This is a genomic window from Synechocystis sp. FACHB-383, from assembly GCF_014698605.1.
GTDB classification, from domain to species: Bacteria; Cyanobacteriota; Cyanobacteriia; order Cyanobacteriales; family Microcystaceae; genus Synechocystis; species Synechocystis salina.
Genome location: NZ_JACJTJ010000025.1, coordinates 67,309 through 85,527, shown reverse-complemented (window position 1 = coordinate 85,527; position 18,219 = coordinate 67,309). Strand labels below are relative to the sequence as shown.

The window sequence follows — 18,219 nt, the reverse complement described above, 5'->3', positions numbered from 1 at the left end:
GACTAATGTTCAGTGTTCGGCAGACATGGCTTTTCTTCTCTCCTTTTTCTACTGCACTTACCGCTTTCTCTCTTAGATCTATACTGTAGGGGGCTGGCATCGCTTTTTTCCTAACTCTTTCCCTATATTATGTCCTAACCTTAGCAATCTTTGCTATAATATCCACTAATTTTCAGACCTATTTTTCTGATGATTAACCCCCCTTTCCCCCGGCTGACCCCCATGGCTCCCCTGACTAAATCCCTAACCCTGGCTATAGCTGGCATTTCCCTGGCGGTGGGCCTGGCAACTCCTGGCCATGGCGAAACCTGTGTGCCCATTCCCTTAGTGGGAGGCCAGGGTAATACGGTGACGAAAACCGTGGCTGTTCCAACTATTCCCGCAGGGCCATTGGGAATGTTGGGCATTAACATAACCCGTAATAACTGGAATACGGATTGGGCAGTGCCGGGAGGAACGGTTTTTAAAAAATTCGTGATGACGGCAACCTCCGCTGAATCCAATCCCTTTGATATTCGGATGTTTTTAAAATATAGCGATCAAACCGCTACGGAGCTTTTCAATCAACAAGGTTTTGTCTTTAAGCCCAATACCCCCTTGGAAATTGTTGGTAACGCGACTCCCGAAGACCAGCCCTATCAGGTAAATCTTTTTGTCAATGGGCTAGACTCATTGGGCAAAACCTATACGGCCACCCTAGTTGGTTGTCGTTAAGTTTGGGGGTAATTTCCCGGTTACTTAATCTGGCTAACAGTTATTAGCTAGGGGGTAAATTGAAGCCTGGCGAAGATAATCTAGGACATGGTTGAATATTGCGGTTCAGGATGTTGTTCCCGTTGCAGTTGCTCCAGGGTATCCACAAAGTCTGCAATGCCTTGAAATCGGCCATACACGGAAGCAAAACGGATATAGGCCACTTCGCTTTCCTGGCGTAAATATTGCAACACCATCTGCCCGATCGCCTCGCTGTGAATTTCGCGTTTCGGCTGTTGTTGTAAATTGGCTTCAATCTCTTCAACAATATGTTCTAGGCGCTGGAAATTAATGTCAGTTTTTTCACAGGCCCGTACCATACCCTGCAGTAGTTTGGAGCGGTCAAAGGCCTGCCGTTCCCCGTCCTGTTTAATGACCGTGACAGGTAACAACTCCAGCCGTTCGTAGGTGGTGAAACGGTGTTTACATTCCAAACATTCCCGCCTTCGCCTAATACTTTGGCCACCTTCGCTGGAACGGGATTCGAGGACGCGACTATTGTGATGCTGACAGTGAGGACATTGCATAATGGCGACAAAAAATGAGCTTAGCCCAACCTAACGCATACAAGAATGTTGCGTCAAAGTCAAGCCAGCCCACGGTTAAGACAGAGGTAAAAACTGGGGTTTCTAAGGGAGTATCCCGGCAAGCAACACCTGGGGGAGAGACCCTTTAATAAGGCTATTTTTCGATGCGGGGGGGTTCCCGGAAGGCGATCGCAAAGAAAAGGACCGCAAGGGCCATGGTCAGCACCAGAATGTAAGCAACACTTTCCATAATCTAAAAAATTCCTAAAAATTTATCCTTACACACTAATCTATACATTCCCCTGTCCCCTGACAACTAGACCAACTTAACCGGGAACCAAACACTGCGGTGGGGGCACTGCTTCTTTGCTAGTATGAGTTAACGATTAACAATTGATTAAGGAGTTTAGGCCCGTTCCCCATTGCCTTCCCTGTCTGGCGGGAATCCACCAATTCCCATAGTCTAGGATTTAGTTTTCGTCTCCGTTTTTCTCTACCCTGATCCAGGAAGATTGCCGCCATGTTTCCCTCCTCCAGTGAGTTGACTGAGTTGACCGATAGTCAGCCTTTGTCTGGCCACCATGCCGATAAACCAGAAGAAGCCTGTGGGGTGTTTGGCATCTATGCACCCGAAGAAGCGGTGGCCAAATTGACCTATTTTGGACTTTATGCCCTGCAACATCGGGGGCAGGAGTCGGCGGGTATTGCCACTTTTGCTGGAAAAACGGTTCATTGTCACAAGGATATGGGGCTAGTGTCCCAGGTTTTTCAAGAATCCAAACTCAATGAGATGGTGGGCAGTCTGGCTGTGGGCCACACCCGTTATTCCACTACGGGCTCCAGCCATCGGGTCAATGCTCAACCGGCGGTGCTCCCTACCCGTTTGGGACCCCTGGCCCTGGCCCACAATGGCAATTTGGTTAACACTAATCAGTTGCGGGAAGCTCTGGCGGAAAGGGGCTGTGAAGATTTTGTCACCACCACTGATTCGGAAATGATTGCAGTGGCGATCGCCAACGAGGTGGATAGGGGCAAAGACTGGGTGGAAGGCACCATTGCAGCTCTGACTCTTTGCACTGGAGCCTATAGCTTAGTGGTCGGCACGCCGGATGGAATTATTGGAGTCAGGGATCCCCATGGCATTCGTCCCCTAGTAATCGGCATTTTAGAGGAAGAAATTCCCCGCTATGTATTGGCATCGGAGACCTGTGCCCTGGATATCATTGGTGCCACCTATGTCCGCACAGTGGAAGCTGGGGAGTTGGTGTATATCACCGAATCGGGCTTAGTTTCCCATCGATTGGCCGAAAGCGCCGAGCGCAAACTCTGTGTGTTCGAGATGATTTATTTTTCTCGTCCGGATAGCGTGGTTAATGATGAAAGTCTCTATACCTACCGCATGCGCATTGGCAAACGGTTGGCTAAGGAATCCGCCATTGATGCTGATCTGGTGATGGGAGTGCCTGATTCTGGTATTCCAGCGGCGATCGGTTTTTCCCAAGCTTCCGGTATTCCCTATGCCGAGGGGTTAATCAAAAATCGTTACGTGGGGCGGACCTTTATTCAACCCACCCAACATATGCGGGAGCACGGAATCCGCATGAAACTCAATCCCCTCAAAGACGTACTGGCCGGCAAACGGGTCATTATTGTCGATGACTCCATTGTGCGGGGCACCACTAGTCGCAAAATCGTCCGAGCTTTACGGGAAGCCGGGGCCACGGAAGTACATATGCGGATTTCTTCCCCGCCAGTGACCCATCCTTGTTTTTATGGCATTGATACCGATAATCAAGATCAATTGATTGCGGCTCGACTAACGGTAGCGGAAATTGCCGAACAAATCGAGGTGGACTCCCTCGCTTACCTATCCCAGGAAGGCATGCTGTTATGCACTGGGGAAGATGTCTCCCATTTTTGTTCCGCCTGCTTCAACGGAAAGTACCCCATCACCGTACCGGATGTCGTCAAGCGATCAAAACTAATGCTGGAGAATATTACGGCTTGAAAAATTAGTCTAAATTCTAAATAGGTCATCGGTGATTTTTGGGCTGGGATGGCTGGTCAGGACTGCGGTTAGCCAAAAACCAGGTTCTCCAGGCGGTGGAACTGCGGACAACAATCCACAACAGCAAGATCGCAATTAAGCCACCATTTTGGGGAGCTTTGAAAGCAAATAGCACCAGTGCCACGGAGAATAAATCCTCTAAAATCGTTACCCAAAAAGGCAGACCCCGCAGACGAAAAAACCAGCCGATCGCCACTAGCCTTATAACCAAAGCAAAGAGGGAACCAATTGCTCCCACCACCCAAAGGGGAGGAAAACGGAAATCCATTTCCAGTTCCGAGGTCAGCAGCTTGGCGACGGTAATGGCCATCATTCCCCCCACCAAGGGTGTGAAAAATAATTGCACGATTTGCAGCACCCTCTGGCCGAGCAATTTTTTTGAGCCAAACAATTCAAACAAGGACCAACTGGTTAAAACTGCCACCACCACTTGAGGATTAACCCTCCAGAGTAGAGGCACTTCTGACCACAGCTCACCCTGAATCAGACCAACGATTAACAGCGGCAGGGCAATGCGCATCCCCGCCGCCGCCGCCGCCGACAAAATTGCAAGGATTCCAAGGAGGGTGCTCATTAAAGTTCAAACCAGGAGGGCAAAACCGACCATATCAGGGATAATGTTAAGAAAAGTTGCAGATTAAATGGGAAGGAGTTACCTCATGGGCGTTGCTGTTCAAGTCAAACAACTCCGAAAAAACTACGGTGCGATCCCTGCGGTAAAGGACATTTCCTTTGCGGTGCCCAGGGGAGAGATATTTGGTTTACTTGGTCCCAACGGTGCCGGTAAGACCACCACGATCCGTTGTCTATGTACCCTCGCCAAGCCAGACGGAGGGGAACTATGGATTGATGGCGTAAACGTATTAAGCGATCCCCGCCAGGCCCGCCGCCGTTTAGGTTATGTGGCCCAGGAAGTTGCCATAGATAAAATCTTAACAGGTCGAGAATTGTTGCAACTACAAGCCTCCCTCTACCATCTTGATGCTAGTGGCACCCAAAAACGCATCGACCAACTGCTAGATATTTTAGGTTTAACGACCTATGCAGATCAGAAAACTGGCACTTATTCCGGCGGACTACGAAAACGTTTGGACTTGGCAGCAGGTTTACTGCATCAACCGGCCGTGTTGGTGTTGGATGAACCTTCGGTAGGCCTAGACATTGAAAGTCGCTTTATTCTCTGGGAATTTTTGCGGCAATTGCGAGATGCGGGCACCACCGTGGTGATCACAAGCCATTACCTAGAGGAAATTGACGCCCTAGCCGATCGCCTAGCCATCATTGACCAAGGCACAGTGATTGCCACCGGCACCCCTACGGAACTTAAAGACCGGGTGGGAGGGGACAGGGTAACCTTGAGAATTAAAGAATTTACGGAAGACCAGGAGGCGGAAAAAGCTAGCCAAATTCTCCGCTCCCTAGCTTTTGTCCAGGAAGTAATTGTTAACCAGGCCCAGGGTAATTCCCTTAATCTGGTGGTGACGCCCCAGAGTAATCCCCTTAGTCAAATTGAAAAAGCTCTGCTTGCTGACGGTTTACCGATTTTCAGCTTGGCCCAATCCCGGCCTAGTTTGGATGATGTGTACCTGGCAGCCACCGGCAAAACCCTGATGGATGCGGAGTTGGCCGCCGCTGCCCAACGGGATCTCAAAGCGGAGAAAAAACAAGCAATGAAAGCCAATTAACTGCGACGTTAATAAATCTCCTGGCAACTTTTCCGGGGCGATGAAAGCAAGGGTGGAAAAAATTTCCTACCATGGTCTCCAAGGCAAAACTTCCCCTCAGTAAATGCAAAGTTAAGCAAAATTAATTTAACTGCCGTCAACCCCAAAGTCTTATGAGCCAAACCCTCACCCCTCCCAAAATCATCTCCCTGCTAGCTCCCCAGGCCACCCCAGCCAATCCCCCCAGCCGAGCAGCGGAGTTTTTCCAAGAAACCATTGCTCTAACCAAGAGGTTATTTATCCAATTACAGCGTCGCCCCACTACCCTAGTGGCGGGCATCATCCAGCCCTTTATGTGGCTAGTACTCTTTGGTGCCCTATTTCTCAATGCTCCCCAGGGTCTATTTGGTAATGACCTCAACTATGCCCAATTTCTAGCACCGGGAATTATCGTTTTTACTGCCTTTTCTGGAGCGCTGAATGCCGGTCTGCCGGTGATGTTTGACCGGGAATTTGGTTTTTTGAACCGCCTACTGGTGGCCCCGCTGGCCTCTCGCTATTCCATTGTGGCCGCCTCCACGGTCTATATCATTAGCCTGAGCCTGATCCAAGCGGCGGTAATTGTGGGGGCCAGTGCCCTACTGGGGGCCGGTTTGCCCAACGGCGTTGGCCTGGGGATGATCGCCTTGATTGTTTTTCTGATTGTGTTGGGGGTAACGGCCCTAAGTTTAGGCTTAGCTTTTGCTTTGCCGGGACATATTGAATTGATTGCGGTTATTTTCGTCACCAATTTACCCCTACTCTTCGCCAGTACTGCTCTGGCGCCCCTGGACTTCATGGCCCATTGGTTGCAGGTGGTGGCTAGCTTGAATCCTTTAACCTATGCCATCGAGCCCATCCGCTATATCTACCTCAATGGTGACTGGGGTTTGGGGAGTACGGTCTTAACTGCCCCTTGGTTCAGTTTGAATTTTGCCCAGGTGCTAGGGGTGCTAGTTCTGTTTGATGGTTTAGTATTGTTATTAATTCAGCCTTTGCTCAAACGTCGCTTTTTATAATTTTGGCTATCTTTGCCTAACTTCCGGATCCCGACAATTTTGAGTTTTAGAATCGTAGACCAATTAATCACCTGGAGCCTGATGACGATGAAGACAGCCCAGCTAACCCGCTGTTTAACCCTCAGTGCCCTCGCCACTGGCTTATTGGGCATCAACCTAGCCCCCGTTCAGGGTCAGTCCACTGGCACCGCCCCAGGGGAAGATCCGTTCGTGTCCAACAACGTTGACCCTAGTAAGCAGGGCTTGGGGGGAGGCTTTGACCCCATGTCGTTGATTCACAATGCCAATTTGAGTCGTACCCGCAATGGGTCAGATTTTGCCGAGGATACTCAAAGAAATATCAATAAGGCTGCAGACCAATTCAAGCAACTCCAACAGCAGCGGCTAATGGAAATGCAGCAACAACAGACCGACCCAGCGATCGCCCCTGCACCCGGATCGCCCTAGGCTTAATAGTGATTACGGGCTTGGCCTATGGCATTGAAACTAAAGCGGGGCACTTGGTTGCTCTGGGTAGTGGCCTTGATTCTGGGATTGGGGGTAGGGGCCTGGGAGCTGGGCCGTCACTCCCAAGATGAAGCAACTGTTATCGAAAGCCAACCGCAAGCCCGCCATTTTGACTTCAGTGCTGATTTGGTGCAATCGGTCACCATTACCCGGTCTGACTCGACCCCGACGAGCGTCAAAATCTACCGCCAGGCCAAAGCCAACCATGATAAGTCTGTTTGGTTGATGGGTAATCCCGACCCAGTAGCCGTGAGTGCCCCGGGAGTGGATTTTTTGCTCGGTGTGATCTTGGGCAGTCAGAATAGCCGGGATTTTGAGGTGTCGACAGTAGAGTTGAAGGACTATGGCCTCAGTCCTGCCGGGACAGAATTAACCATTCAATTGGTCAATGGCAAAACCCACCGCCTCCAACTAGGGAACCCGGACTTTGCAGGGGATTCTCTCTACGCCCTAGTTGACCCAGTGGAGAATGCTGATATTCCGGTAGAAAACCAAAAAGTTAGCCTAGTGCCCCGTTCTCTAGAGGAATTAACCAGGCGATCGCCAACGGATTGGCAACAGGCAGATTTAGAAACCGATGGCGAAAATGGTAATAATTTAGATGGCAATGGTTCTGAAGGTGGTGTTTCCTCCGAATCCCTGGCAAGATAACTAGGTAATTTTTTTTCTTTGATGGCAGCCAAACTGGGCAAATTAGCCACAAGACTATGGCAATGCAAAAAATTTCGTTCCTGGTAAACAGTTTTCCGCTCTAGCCCTTGTTTGAATTGACAAGCAGGAATGTTTGCCCCGGCTTTGTCCTGGCCCAATTTTTAGGTTGTCCCCATTGCCCATGACCAGCAAAATCTTAGAAATTCAAGACCTAACAGTGAGCTTTGACGGCTTTCGGGCCCTCAACCACTTGACTTTTTCCATGAATCCAGGGGAATTGCGGGTCATTATTGGCCCCAACGGCGCAGGCAAAACCACTTTTTTGGATGTGATCACCGGCAAAGTTCAACCAACGGAGGGCCGGGTTTTATTCCAGGGCAAGGACATTCGTAAAATTCCGGAATATCGCATTGCTCGCCTGGGGGTGGGGCGGAAATTTCAAACCCCTAGGGTATATCTCAATCTAACCGTGGCGGAAAATTTAGACTTGGCAGTGAATCGCAATAAATCGGTTTGGGGTACCCTGATGGGGCAAGCCACCGGAGCTGAGCGGCGTAGTGTGGGAGGACTGTTGGAAACCGTTGGTCTGACTCCCAAAGCTCACTTGGCGGCCGCCCTGCTCTCCCACGGGGAAAAACAACGGTTGGAAATTGGTATGTTGGTGGCCCAGTCCCCTACCCTGCTATTGGTGGATGAACCAGTGGCGGGATTGACCGATGAGGAAACCGAAAATGTGGGAGATTTGCTCTTGGCCCTAGCGGAAAGCCATTCCATCATTGTGATTGAACATGATATGGAGTTTGTGCGTCAAATTGCCCGCAAGGTGACGGTACTCCATCAAGGTTCGGTATTGTGCGAAGGCAACATGGATCAAATTCAAAATGATCCAAAGGTAATTGAAGTATATTTAGGAGAAGCTCCCAGCCTTTCGCCCCAACAGTTTAAAATTCTCCGCACAGTGGCCGCTGTGGCCGCCGCCGATGGCAAAATTTCGGAGACAGAAATGGCCATTATTTTGGATAACCTCAGTCAGGTGTTCAAAGGCACCGGATCCGATCCTCAGCATCTACGACAGGAGTTGCAGGATTACCTCTTACAAGGGGTTGAGGTGAACTTCGATAATTTAACTAAAGAAATCCCCAAACAAGAGGACCGGGAATTGGTGTTGCGGCTGAGTCAAGAAATTGTGGCAGTACACCGACAAGAACCGGAGCCTTTTTGGGAGTGGCAGGCCTACCAGGAACTACTGCGGGGTCTAAATTTACCTATCACCGCTATCAGTGCTGGTGAAGATGGAGATTAGCGGACTCGAACCGCTGACATCCTGCTTGCAAAGCAGGCGCTCTACCAACTGAGCTAAACCCCCTTGAACTGGCGAATGTTACTCCTTTTGGTAACAAACCTCAGCTATTATAGCCATAGAAGTTCACAACAAGCAAGGATTTTTCTGCTTTCCTATGGCTCACCAGGTAACAACTTTTTACCACTTCACCCGGCTCGATTGTTTGGCAGAAAAGCAAAGCCGTTGGCAGGAGTTGTGCGATCGCCTGGGGCTAAAGGGAACTATTCTGTTGGCGGAGGAAGGGGTCAACGCCACGATCGCCGGTGAGTCAGAAGCCATCGAGGAAATTGTCAAAACCATAGCGGCGGATTTGGGTATAACCAGTTTGCCCCAGCGTCATTCCTGGGCGGAAACCACTCCGTTCCAAAGGATGAAGGTGAAAATTAAGCCCGAAATAGTCAGCCTTGGCCTGCCCCAGGTGACTCCAGAAAAACAGGTGGGAACCTATGTTTCTCCCCAGCAGTGGAATGAACTGCTTCAAGACCCCGATGTGGTGGTGATTGATACCCGCAACGATTATGAAGTGGCGATCGGCACCTTCCAAGGAGCAGTTAATCCCCGCACCAAAAGATTTCGTCAGTTCCCCGACTATGTGAAAAATAATCTGGATCAGCAAAAAAATAAAAAAGTAGCGATGTTTTGCACCGGGGGAATCCGCTGTGAAAAAGCCAGTGCCTATCTTCTGACAGAGGGATTTTCGGAGGTTTACCATCTCCAGGGTGGCATCCTAAATTACCTGGAAACTGTGTCCCCGTCGGAGAGTTTGTGGCAGGGGGAATGTTTTGTTTTTGACCAACGGGTGGCGGTGCAAGAAGGTTTAAAGGTGGGTTCCCATGCCCTTTGTGACAGTTGTGGTTATCCCCTCAGTGTTGGCGAGCGCCATTGTCCCCAGTGCGGTTTAACGGTGGCGGTAAGCAATGAGCTATAGCCTGAGAATTGCCGATCTGCCGGAGGATGAACGCCCCAGGGAAAAACTGCTCAAATATGGGGCCAAGCACCTGGGTAATGCAGAATTGATTGCCATTCTATTGGCCACAGGCCAGGGCAAAGGTAAGCTGTCGGCGGTGGGACTGGGACAATATATCTTGCAACAGTTGGGACAAAATCGTCAGGACCCCATGGACGTGTTGCGTAGTATCCATCCCCAGGAACTAATTGCTTTTCCCGGCATTGGCCCTGCTAAAGCCACCACAATTTTAGCGGCGGTGGAATTGGGTAAACGGGTCTTTCAAAGTCGGCCCCTGGAAAAAATGGTGGTGGATAGTCCAGAAGCGGCGGCGATCGCCCTGAGCCAAGATTTGATGTGGCAGGCCCAGGAACATTTTGCCATTGTCATGCTAGACGTGAAAAATCGTTTGCTAGCCACCAAAGTGATTACCATTGGTACCGCCACAGAGACCCTCATTCACCCCAGGGAAATTTTTCGGGAAGTGATTAAACAGGGAGCTACGAGGCTGATTGTGGCCCATAATCACCCCTCCGGTGGACTCGATCCGAGCCCGGAAGATATCCGGCTGACAGAATTACTACTCCAGGGGGCTCAATACCTGCAAATTCCGGTATTAGATCATCTCATTTTGGGCCACGGCAAGCACCGGAGTTTACGGCAATGCACAGATTTGTGGGAACGCTTTCCCCAGGGAGATTAGGGGAGAAAAAGTCCAATGTCTGGGTTAGCCATGGTATAGTGGAAGACTGTGTTCGATTACCAGCCACATTATGCCCAAACTTAAAACTCGTAAAGCCGCCGCCAAACGATTTCGCCCAACCGGCAGTGGCAAGAAGATTATCCGTCGTAAAGCGTTTAAAAATCACCTATTGGAACATAAGAGTTCCGAACAGACCCATCGTCGTCTTTCCAACCTTGCTTTGGTGCATGAAGCCGATGAAAAAAATGTCCGGCTCATGCTTCCCTATATGTAATTGAGTAGTTAACGCCATTTTTGCTCACTTTTCAGCTAGGTACCAGGGGAAGTTGGCATGGGGAAGATCTTAGTAAGGTTCTGACCCCAAACCAGTTTCCTGGGCAAGGCTGAAGTTATCTTTAGTTTTTTAAAGTTACTATGACCAGAGTTAAACGGGGCAACGTCGCCCGCAAACGCCGCAAAAAAATTCTCAAGTTAGCCAAAGGTTTCCGGGGTTCCCACTCCAAACTTTTCCGCACCGCTAACCAACAGGTGATGAAGGCCCTGCGTAATGCCTACCGCGATCGCCGTAAGCGTAAACGGGATTTTCGTCGTCTGTGGATTACCCGCATCAACGCCGCTGCTCGCCAAGAGGGCATGAGCTACAGCAAGCTGACCGGACAATTGAAAAAAGCCAACATTGAAATCAACCGCAAAATGTTGGCCCAGTTGGCCGTATTAGACCCCGCTGCCTTTAGTGAAGTGGTGAAAGTAGCCGCCGCTGCGAAATAAAAAACTTTATTTTCCCTTTGGGCAAGGCTGGCCGGTTTAAACAATTGAACCTAAAAGAGAAACTCCCCATCCCGGTAATCTAGGGTGGGGTTTTTCGTTGGACAATATTAAACTTTTTTCAATTTTTTCAGGGTGTCGTAAATTTCCGGCAAACGTTTGTAGATGGTAGAGGCTTTGAGATAAAGCTTGTGGGGCATGTGGGGACTGCCGCAAACTACTTCCTTGGCTCCCACTTTGCCATGGATTCCCGTTTGGGCAGAGGCGATCGCCCCGTCGCCGATCTGGGATTTATCTGCTACTCCCACTTGTCCGGCGAGGATAACCCGGTTACCGATGGTGACTCCCCCGGCTAAGCCCACTTGACCGGCCAGGGCACAGGCCTCGCCAATGCGACAACCATGGGCCACATGCACCATATTGTCCAATTTAGTATTTTTGCCGATGCGGGTTTCCCCCACGGCAGGGCGATCTACCGCACTATTACAGCCAATTTCTACCCCGTCCTCTAAAACCACCTTGCCTGATTGCTCCATCTTGAACCAACCTTCAGGGGTGGGCACAAAGCCGAAACCTTCTGCCCCGATCGCCGCTCCGCTATGGATTACACAACCTTGGCCAATCTGCGTCCGTTCGTGGATGGTGCAGTTACCGTGGAGTATGGTGTCGTTACCAATGGTAACCCCTGGATAAATGACTACATTGCCGTGGATGCAAACCCGATCGCCTAGGGTCACGTTGGGATAAATTACCACATGGGGGCCAATACTGACCTCCTCACCCCATTGCACCGAGGGGTCAATGACTGCTGTGCCATGGATACCGGCCGGGGGACGGTAGGGCTGATAGAAAACGGCGATCGCCGCCGCAAATAGCAACCGGGGTTGGGCGGTGGCACACCAGGCTATGCCTTGGGCATCCGCTTCTGCTTGAAGTTTTTCATCCAGGGGTAAAATCAGCGCACTGGCCTGGGTCGCCTGCATTTGGGGCGCATACTTGGCACTATCGACATAACTAATTTGCCCCGGCAATGCCTCCGTTAAGGCCGCAACGCCCCCAATGGTTGGATTGCGATCGCCAAATTTTTCTAGGCTGTGGGTTTGGATCTGGGGTTGTAGACGTTCTACGAGTTGGCTAAATTCCATGGGAGATTGGCAAAGCTAAAAGCTAAATTGTGACCATTTTCCCATAAGGCTTTGACCTTTCTGCTGCCTTGTTGCCGGTACTAACTTTGGTCTGGGGGATTTGCCCAAGCTTCACAACCAGGGGAATGCAGGGGAGCGGAAATTCAGGCTTAATTAGGACAAAGTTGAAAAATTAAACCTCTGCCACCACTTCTCCCTTGGGACTCCGAGGCGATCGCCGTTTACGCCACCAGGCCCAGAGGGTAGTGGCCATGAATATACTGGAATAAACACCGGAAGCAAAGCCAATAATCAAAGCCAAAGCAAAGAATTTCAGACTATCGCCCCCAAAAAGAAAGATTGCCACCAGGGGTAAAGAAGTGGTCAGAGAAGTGTTAATGGAACGGGTCAAGGTTTGATTGACAGCATCATCCACCACATGGTTAATATCCCAGTCGGGATGGCGCTCTAGGGTTTCCCGCACCCGGTCGTAAATTACCACGGTGTCATTGACAGAAAAACCAATAATGGTCAGTAAGGCCACCAGGAAAAGACTGTCTACTTCCACCCCTCCCAGTAGGCCAAAAATGGCAAAGGCTCCCATAGTGATCAACGCATCGTAGAGCAGAGCCACAATGGCAAAAACAGCGTAATCTAGCTGAAAACGGATGGTTAGATAAATAATAATGCCCAGGAGGGAAATCACCAGGGCTAACACGCCAGAACGGAATAAAGCCTTACCCACGGTGGGGCCAACGGTGTCGATTTGGATGGTTTCCGGGTCAAACTTGCCGATGCCCTCATTCAGTGCTTTCTGCACCGTTTCCCGTTGTTCCACATCCAGGGTTTGTTGACGAATGGAAAGGGTATAGTCCTCAATCACCTGCACACTACTGTTACCCAGGCCCACCCCATTGAGAATATTCTGCACCTTGGCCACATCGATCGCCGCAGGGCAATTATTCTTACTGGCGCATTCCAGTTGTAATTGCAAACGGGTGCCCCCGACAAAATCCAGACCCGGCTTAAAGGGCGCTTGGAACTGTACCCAGGAAATTACCATGGCGATGATACTGATCAACACCAAAAGGGAAGAGGTAATCCAAGCCGGTTTTTCCCATTTGAACAGGTCTAATTTCATAGTTTTTAAGATTGGTCAGGGAGAATGAAAAAAAATTTTTAGTAAGTAGTTAATTTATGATTTAGCCGGCACCGAGAGATTAGGGCAAAACAGTTTGGGATTTTGACGAACCTTAGGCAGACTGAGCACAATCACCAGTAAAAGAGTACGGCTACAGGTCAAGGCAGTAAACAAACTCACCATGACTCCGATCGCCAAGGTGAGGGCAAAGCCTTTCACCAAACCGGAACCAAACCAGAACAGGGCTGCACAGGCAATCAGGGTGGTGACATTACTATCCAAAATACTGGAAAAAGCCCGGAAAAAGCCCGATTCCACCGAGCGATAGAGGGTATTGCCCCCCCGTAATTCTTCCCTAGTTCGTTCAAAAATCAATACATTGGCATCCACTGCCATACCAATACTGAGGATAAAACCGGCAATACCGGGCAGGGTCAGGGTCACCCCCACCAAGGCAAAGGCCGCTAGGGTCAAAACCGCATAAATGACCAGGGAGACATCCGCCACAATGCCGGGCAAACGGTAATAGACCGCCATAAAAATCAGCACCAGGGCTAAACCAACGAATCCCGCCACCAAACTGCGCCGGATGCTTTCCTGCCCCAACGTGGCCCCCACTGTGCGATTTTCCACCACTTCCACCGGGAATGGTAGGGAGCCGCCCCGCAGTTGCACCGCCAGATCATTGGCTGTGTCGATGGTGAAGTTCCCCGTAATGACCGCCGCTCCCCCGGTAATGCCTGTATTAGCAAATTCCACTCCCACCACCGGAGCACTGATCAAGTCATTATCCAAAAACACGCCTAAGCTCCGTCCTGTACCAGCAACAGCCTGGGTTAACTCGGCAAATTTCTTTCCCCCTTCTTCATCAAACCGGAGGGCCACTTCCCACGCAGTACCAGATTGGTTGGGACTGGGGCGGGCATCAGTGAGGTTTTTCCCCGTTAGTCCCATGGGTTCAAACAGCGCCAGCAAAGCTTGGTTGGACTGTTCCCGTTCTGCCAACAATTGCTGGAGGCGATCGCTATTTTCCGGGGAAGCACCGGAGCGACGGAGATTTTCCAATTCCGCATCCAGTTGGCGCTTAATCGTGTATTCCGCTTGAAATTCTCCCTCTGTGCCGGGCCGTTGTTGCTGAAATTCTAACTGGGCTGTCCCCCCCAAAATCCTTTCTGCCTGACCCGGATCGGTTACCCCAGGCAGTTGCACCACCACTTTATCTTCCCCAGCAGTTTGCACCAATGGTTCCGATACTCCCAGGGCATTAACCCGGTTTTCGATCACTGTTTTTACTGCCACCAAACTATCGTTGTCGATTTGGGGAATTTCTGCAGTGGGTTGGACTTCAATGGTTAACTGGGCGCCCCCCCGTAGATCTAAACCCAGTTGTAGGGGCAACTTGGCCAGCACAAAACTGGCCCCAATGACCAAGACGACAATTAAAAGCAGTAGCCAACGCAGTCTTTGCATGGAAAGGAATTGATCGGGGACAATGTTCGATTCTATCGTGCCACGGGTCAATCCCTAGGCGATCGCCTGGGGCCGAAAGCAACAACGGCGAGCAAAATAATGAAATTGTTTCAATATTAAAAAATTCCCTTCCATGGACCCATGGTCATCTTGAACTAGTTTTGTTCATGGTTTTCCATGGCAGTGTTTTGCAACATTTAATTAAGAATTCATGACAAAGTTTTTTTACTTGATAGGATTTAGTTCTTGGGCAAGCGCAACTTGCCATAGGCTAACTTCTTAAATTTTTGCTTAACATGAATTCCTCCCCTTCCCCTCCCCAATCTACGGCTAACGTTAAGTTTGTCCTCCTGATTTCGGGAGTAGCGGCCCTGGGGGGGTTTCTGTTTGGCTTTGACACAGCGGTGATCAATGGGGCCGTGGCAGCCCTACAAAAACATTTTCAGACTGACAGCCTTTTAACGGGTTTGTCAGTGTCCCTAGCCCTGTTGGGATCAGCATTGGGGGCCTTTGGTGCCGGCCCGATCGCCGATCGCCATGGACGGGTCAAAACAATGATTCTGGCGGCGGTACTATTTACCCTCAGTTCCATTGGATCAGGCTTACCTTTCACCATCTGGGATTTTATTTTCTGGCGGGTATTAGGCGGGATTGGGGTGGGGGCCGCTAGTGTGATTGCGCCAGCCTACATTGCGGAAGTATCACCGGCCCATCTGCGGGGGCGTTTAGGTTCCTTGCAACAGTTGGCCATTGTCTCCGGTATTTTCATTGCTCTGTTGAGTAATTGGTTTATTGCCTCGATGGCAGGGGGATCGGCCCAAAATACCTGGATATTCGGTGCGGCGGCCTGGCGTTGGATGTTCTGGACAGAGTTAATTCCTGCCCTCCTGTACGGCATTTGTGCTTTCTTGATTCCTGAATCTCCCCGGTATTTGGTGGCTTTGGGCCAGGAAGAAAAGGCGGCGGCCATTTTGCATAAAGTGGAGGGAGGAGACGTGGCCGGTCGCATTGAAGAAATTCGACAAACGGTCAATCTAGACCACAAACCCCGCTTTCGTGATCTGCTCAGTCGTCGGGGAGGACTGTTGCCCATTGTCTGGATTGGTATGGGGCTATCGGCCCTGCAACAATTCGTTGGCATTAACGTGATTTTTTATTACAGCAGTGTGCTCTGGCGATCAGTGGGTTTTACCGAAGAAAAATCTCTGTTGATCACTGTAATCACTGGTTTTATCAATATCCTCACCACCTTAGTGGCGATCGCCTTTGTGGATCGTTTTGGCCGTAAGCCTTTGTTGCTGATGGGCTCCATTGGTATGACCATTACCTTGGGCATCCTTTCAATGGTGTTTGCGGGGGCGACGGTGGTTAACGGTCAACCCACCCTCACCGGGACCGCTGGGGTAATTGCCCTGGTGACTGCCAATCTTTATGTGTTTAGTTTTGGTTTCTCCTGGGGGCCCATTGTTTGGGTCTTGTTGGGGGAAATGTTTAACAACAAAATACGGGCGGCGGCCCTATCGGTGGCGGCGGGGGTACAGTGGATTGCAAACTTTGTTATTTCCACTACTTTTCCTCCTCTGCTGAACACGGTGGGTTTAGGGCCAGCCTACGGTTTATATGCTACTTCAGCGGCCATTTCCATTTTCTTTATTTGGTTTTTTGTTAAGGAAACTAAGGGCAAAACCCTTGAGCAAATGTAATTGATTTTCTATGCTGGAGCAAATTAATTGATATTAGTTTGAATCTCTTAAGTTTATTGAAATTTAATTCCGCTCTAATTGCCTTCTAAATTAATTTAATCGTCCAACGCTGGCTTTATTTTTTCCGGGAGGGTACCGAATTGTCATTAGCAAGATTGACTACATCCATGGGCTTGATTTGCGGTTTGGCGATCGCCAGTGGACTGACAGCGATGTTACCCAGTGACGCCCAAGCTGTTCCTGTGGATGAACCCTTGGCCCCGGTTAATCGTTACCAATTAGGGGGAGACAATTCTGGCAAAACAGTTAATCAAATTACCTCGGTGGCGGAATTGCGAGATGTGCAACCCAATGATTGGGCCTTTGCCGCTTTGCAAAGTTTGGTGGAGCGTTACGGTTGTTTAGTGGGTTATCCAGACCGCACCTACCGAGGCGATCGGGCCCTTAGTCGTTATGAATTTGCGGCGGGATTAAATGCTTGTTTAAACACCATTGAGCAACTGTTACAGGAAAATGTCTCCGTGGTTCAAGGGGACTTAGATTTACTAAAAAAATTAGCCCAGGATTTCCAAGCCGAGCTAAAACAATTGGCAGTCCGGGTTGATAATCTAGAAACTCGCACTGCTTTTTTGGAAGACCATCAGTTTTCCACCACCACAAAGCTTTATGGTCAGACCATTGTTTCCTTTGATGATGTGTTTGGCGATCGGGTGGGGGGTGATAGTAATCAATTTCAACCCCAACTAGCCTATCGGGTGCGCTTTAACTTGGAAACCAGTTTCACCGGCAAAGATTTGCTCAGGACTCGTTTACAATTCTCCAATTTCTTCAACGGAGTGGCGCAAACTGGCACCAATATGACCCGTTTTAACTATGACGATAATTCCAACAATAATGTGGAAGTGACCCATCTTTGGTATCGCACTCCTCTGACGGATAATCTCACCCTACGGCTAGGTTCCGTGGGGGTGGGCTACACGGATTTGGTGGATACGTTGACGCCCCCCACCATTGCCGATGATGCCCTGGGTATTCCTTCCCGCTTTGGCGAATACGATCCTGTTTACCGTCGGGGAGGGGGAGGGGCTGGCTTCAATTGGCAGATAACTCCGACCTTGCAATTGAGTGCGGGTTACCTGGCCACTAACCCCAACGATCCAGACAGTGGCAACGGCCTGTTTAATGGTGGGCACCATGCCCTCGGTCAATTAGCCTATCAAACATCTGACGGGGGCATTGGGTTCACCTATTCCCGTTCCTATTTCCCCGCTGGGGAGACCAATTTAATGGCGGGCACCGGTAGTTTCCTGGCTATTCAACCCTTCGGAGAGGCGATCGCCACGGCGGGGGATTTTTACACATTGCAAGGATACTATCGCATCACTCCCCAGGTGCAGATCCATGCCTGGGGCGGCTATGTGGATGCCCAGGCCCAGGGAGGCGGCATGAGCAACTTGTCCGATGGAGTGGGGGGCACAGTGGTGAGGGAAGTGTCCTGGAATCGTTCCGCCATTTGGTATGGTTTGCTTGGCATTAGTTTCCCCGATGTGGGGGGAGAAGGGAATTTACCGGGCATTGCCTTGGGCATTCCTCCCACAGTCACGGCTAGTAACTTACCTGGAGCAGTGGGACAAACCACCCCCTACCATTTGGAGGCGTTTTACCGCATTCAAATCAATGACAATATTTCCATCACCCCCGGATTTTGGGTAGTGCTTAATCCCGAGGCCAACAGCAATAACGCCACCCAATATGTGGGTCATATACGCACTAGCTTTTTGTTCTGATAATTCAGCT

At 50.1% G+C, this 18,219-nt stretch carries 19 protein-coding genes, 1 tRNA gene and 1 pseudogene; 13 read left to right on the top strand and 8 right to left on the bottom strand.

Going from position 1 to position 18,219, the window contains the following annotated elements; all coding sequences use genetic code 11:
- Nucleotides 1-100: pseudogene (locus tag H6G45_RS19505) on the bottom strand (IS630 family transposase); the annotation flags it as partial.
- Between the two features lie 89 nt (nucleotides 101-189).
- Here H6G45_RS19505 and H6G45_RS06120 point away from each other — a divergent pair.
- A complete protein-coding gene (locus tag H6G45_RS06120; protein WP_242018074.1) occupies nucleotides 190-714 on the top strand; it encodes a hypothetical protein in 525 nt (174 codons plus the stop codon).
- Between the two features lie 80 nt (nucleotides 715-794).
- Here the strand turns inward: H6G45_RS06120 and nrdR are convergent, their stop codons facing one another.
- Both nrdR and H6G45_RS06110 read right to left on the bottom strand, forming a co-directional pair.
- Complete coding sequence (gene nrdR, locus H6G45_RS06115; RefSeq protein ID WP_190597572.1) at nucleotides 795-1,280, bottom strand: transcriptional regulator NrdR; 486 nt, start codon at nucleotides 1,278-1,280, stop codon at nucleotides 795-797.
- Nucleotides 1,281-1,434: 154 nt separating this feature from the next.
- Complete coding sequence (locus tag H6G45_RS06110) at nucleotides 1,435-1,530, bottom strand: photosystem II reaction center protein T (protein WP_010873362.1); 96 nt, start codon at nucleotides 1,528-1,530, stop codon at nucleotides 1,435-1,437.
- A gap of 270 nt (nucleotides 1,531-1,800) precedes the next feature.
- On the opposite strand from H6G45_RS06110, the gene purF reads away from it, so the two are divergent.
- Complete coding sequence (purF, locus tag H6G45_RS06105) at nucleotides 1,801-3,288, top strand: amidophosphoribosyltransferase (RefSeq protein WP_190597571.1); 1,488 nt, start codon at nucleotides 1,801-1,803, stop codon at nucleotides 3,286-3,288.
- Between the two features lie 25 nt (nucleotides 3,289-3,313).
- On the opposite strand, the gene H6G45_RS06100 is transcribed toward purF, so the two are convergent.
- Nucleotides 3,314-3,922 carry a DUF4126 domain-containing protein gene (locus H6G45_RS06100; RefSeq protein ID WP_190597570.1) on the bottom strand — a complete coding sequence of 203 codons (609 nt, stop codon included), beginning with the start codon at nucleotides 3,920-3,922 and terminating at the stop codon, nucleotides 3,314-3,316.
- A gap of 85 nt (nucleotides 3,923-4,007) precedes the next feature.
- Between H6G45_RS06100 and H6G45_RS06095 the strand changes: the two genes are divergently transcribed.
- The 5 genes from H6G45_RS06095 to urtD all read left to right on the top strand — a co-directional run bounded on the left by H6G45_RS06095 (nucleotide 4,008) and on the right by urtD (nucleotide 8,531).
- On the top strand, nucleotides 4,008-5,033 hold the full coding sequence (locus tag H6G45_RS06095) for an ABC transporter ATP-binding protein (protein ID WP_190597569.1): 1,026 nt from the start codon (nucleotides 4,008-4,010) through the stop codon (nucleotides 5,031-5,033).
- Between the two features lie 152 nt (nucleotides 5,034-5,185).
- Complete coding sequence (locus H6G45_RS06090; protein ID WP_190597568.1) at nucleotides 5,186-6,070, top strand: ABC transporter permease; 885 nt, start codon at nucleotides 5,186-5,188, stop codon at nucleotides 6,068-6,070.
- Between the two features lie 87 nt (nucleotides 6,071-6,157).
- Nucleotides 6,158-6,517: a hypothetical protein gene (locus H6G45_RS06085; protein ID WP_228017034.1), complete on the top strand. Its 360-nt coding sequence runs from the start codon at nucleotides 6,158-6,160 to the stop codon at nucleotides 6,515-6,517.
- A gap of 27 nt (nucleotides 6,518-6,544) precedes the next feature.
- Complete coding sequence (locus H6G45_RS06080) at nucleotides 6,545-7,228, top strand: hypothetical protein (protein WP_190597567.1); 684 nt, start codon at nucleotides 6,545-6,547, stop codon at nucleotides 7,226-7,228.
- Nucleotides 7,229-7,409: 181 nt separating this feature from the next.
- Nucleotides 7,410-8,531: an urea ABC transporter ATP-binding protein UrtD gene (gene urtD, locus H6G45_RS06075; protein ID WP_190597566.1), complete on the top strand. Its 1,122-nt coding sequence runs from the start codon at nucleotides 7,410-7,412 to the stop codon at nucleotides 8,529-8,531.
- Here urtD and H6G45_RS06070 read toward each other — a convergent pair.
- A tRNA-Ala gene (locus H6G45_RS06070) sits at nucleotides 8,522-8,594 on the bottom strand. The two genes, urtD and H6G45_RS06070, sit on opposite strands and share 10 nt — an antisense overlap.
- Before the next feature lie 91 nt (nucleotides 8,595-8,685).
- Here H6G45_RS06070 and H6G45_RS06065 point away from each other — a divergent pair.
- From H6G45_RS06065 to rplT, 4 genes are all read left to right on the top strand, one after another.
- On the top strand, nucleotides 8,686-9,498 hold the full coding sequence (locus tag H6G45_RS06065) for a rhodanese-related sulfurtransferase (RefSeq protein ID WP_190597565.1): 813 nt from the start codon (nucleotides 8,686-8,688) through the stop codon (nucleotides 9,496-9,498).
- Nucleotides 9,488-10,219: a DNA repair protein RadC gene (radC, locus tag H6G45_RS06060; RefSeq protein WP_190597563.1), complete on the top strand. Its 732-nt coding sequence runs from the start codon at nucleotides 9,488-9,490 to the stop codon at nucleotides 10,217-10,219. The genes H6G45_RS06065 and radC overlap by 11 nt, the downstream gene beginning before the upstream one ends.
- Nucleotides 10,220-10,289: 70 nt before the next feature.
- Nucleotides 10,290-10,493 carry a 50S ribosomal protein L35 gene (gene rpmI, locus H6G45_RS06055; protein ID WP_190597561.1) on the top strand — a complete coding sequence of 68 codons (204 nt, stop codon included), beginning with the start codon at nucleotides 10,290-10,292 and terminating at the stop codon, nucleotides 10,491-10,493.
- Between the two features lie 140 nt (nucleotides 10,494-10,633).
- Nucleotides 10,634-10,987, top strand: a complete 354-nt coding sequence (gene rplT, locus H6G45_RS06050) for a 50S ribosomal protein L20 (protein ID WP_028947990.1) — start codon at nucleotides 10,634-10,636, stop codon at nucleotides 10,985-10,987.
- A 107-nt stretch (nucleotides 10,988-11,094) separates the two neighbouring features.
- On the opposite strand, the gene lpxD is transcribed toward rplT, so the two are convergent.
- The 3 genes from lpxD to secD all read right to left on the bottom strand — a co-directional run bounded on the left by lpxD (nucleotide 11,095) and on the right by secD (nucleotide 14,719).
- Entirely contained in the window at nucleotides 11,095-12,129 is a 1,035-nt protein-coding gene (lpxD, locus tag H6G45_RS06045; protein ID WP_190597560.1) for a UDP-3-O-(3-hydroxymyristoyl)glucosamine N-acyltransferase, read from the bottom strand.
- Nucleotides 12,130-12,301: 172 nt separating this feature from the next.
- Entirely contained in the window at nucleotides 12,302-13,249 is a 948-nt protein-coding gene (gene secF, locus H6G45_RS06040) for a protein translocase subunit SecF (protein WP_190597558.1), read from the bottom strand.
- 54 nt (nucleotides 13,250-13,303) lie between these two features.
- Nucleotides 13,304-14,719, bottom strand: a complete 1,416-nt coding sequence (gene secD / locus H6G45_RS06035; protein ID WP_190597578.1) for a protein translocase subunit SecD — start codon at nucleotides 14,717-14,719, stop codon at nucleotides 13,304-13,306.
- Nucleotides 14,720-15,015: 296 nt separating this feature from the next.
- On the opposite strand from secD, the gene H6G45_RS06030 reads away from it, so the two are divergent.
- Both H6G45_RS06030 and H6G45_RS06025 read left to right on the top strand, forming a co-directional pair.
- Nucleotides 15,016-16,422 (top strand): sugar porter family MFS transporter, encoded by a 1,407-nt coding sequence (locus tag H6G45_RS06030; RefSeq protein ID WP_190597556.1) that lies wholly within the window; start codon nucleotides 15,016-15,018, stop codon nucleotides 16,420-16,422.
- 167 nt (nucleotides 16,423-16,589) lie between these two features.
- On the top strand, nucleotides 16,590-18,209 hold the full coding sequence (locus H6G45_RS06025; RefSeq protein ID WP_190597554.1) for an iron uptake porin: 1,620 nt from the start codon (nucleotides 16,590-16,592) through the stop codon (nucleotides 18,207-18,209).
- The last annotated feature ends 10 nt before the right edge of the window (nucleotides 18,210-18,219 follow it).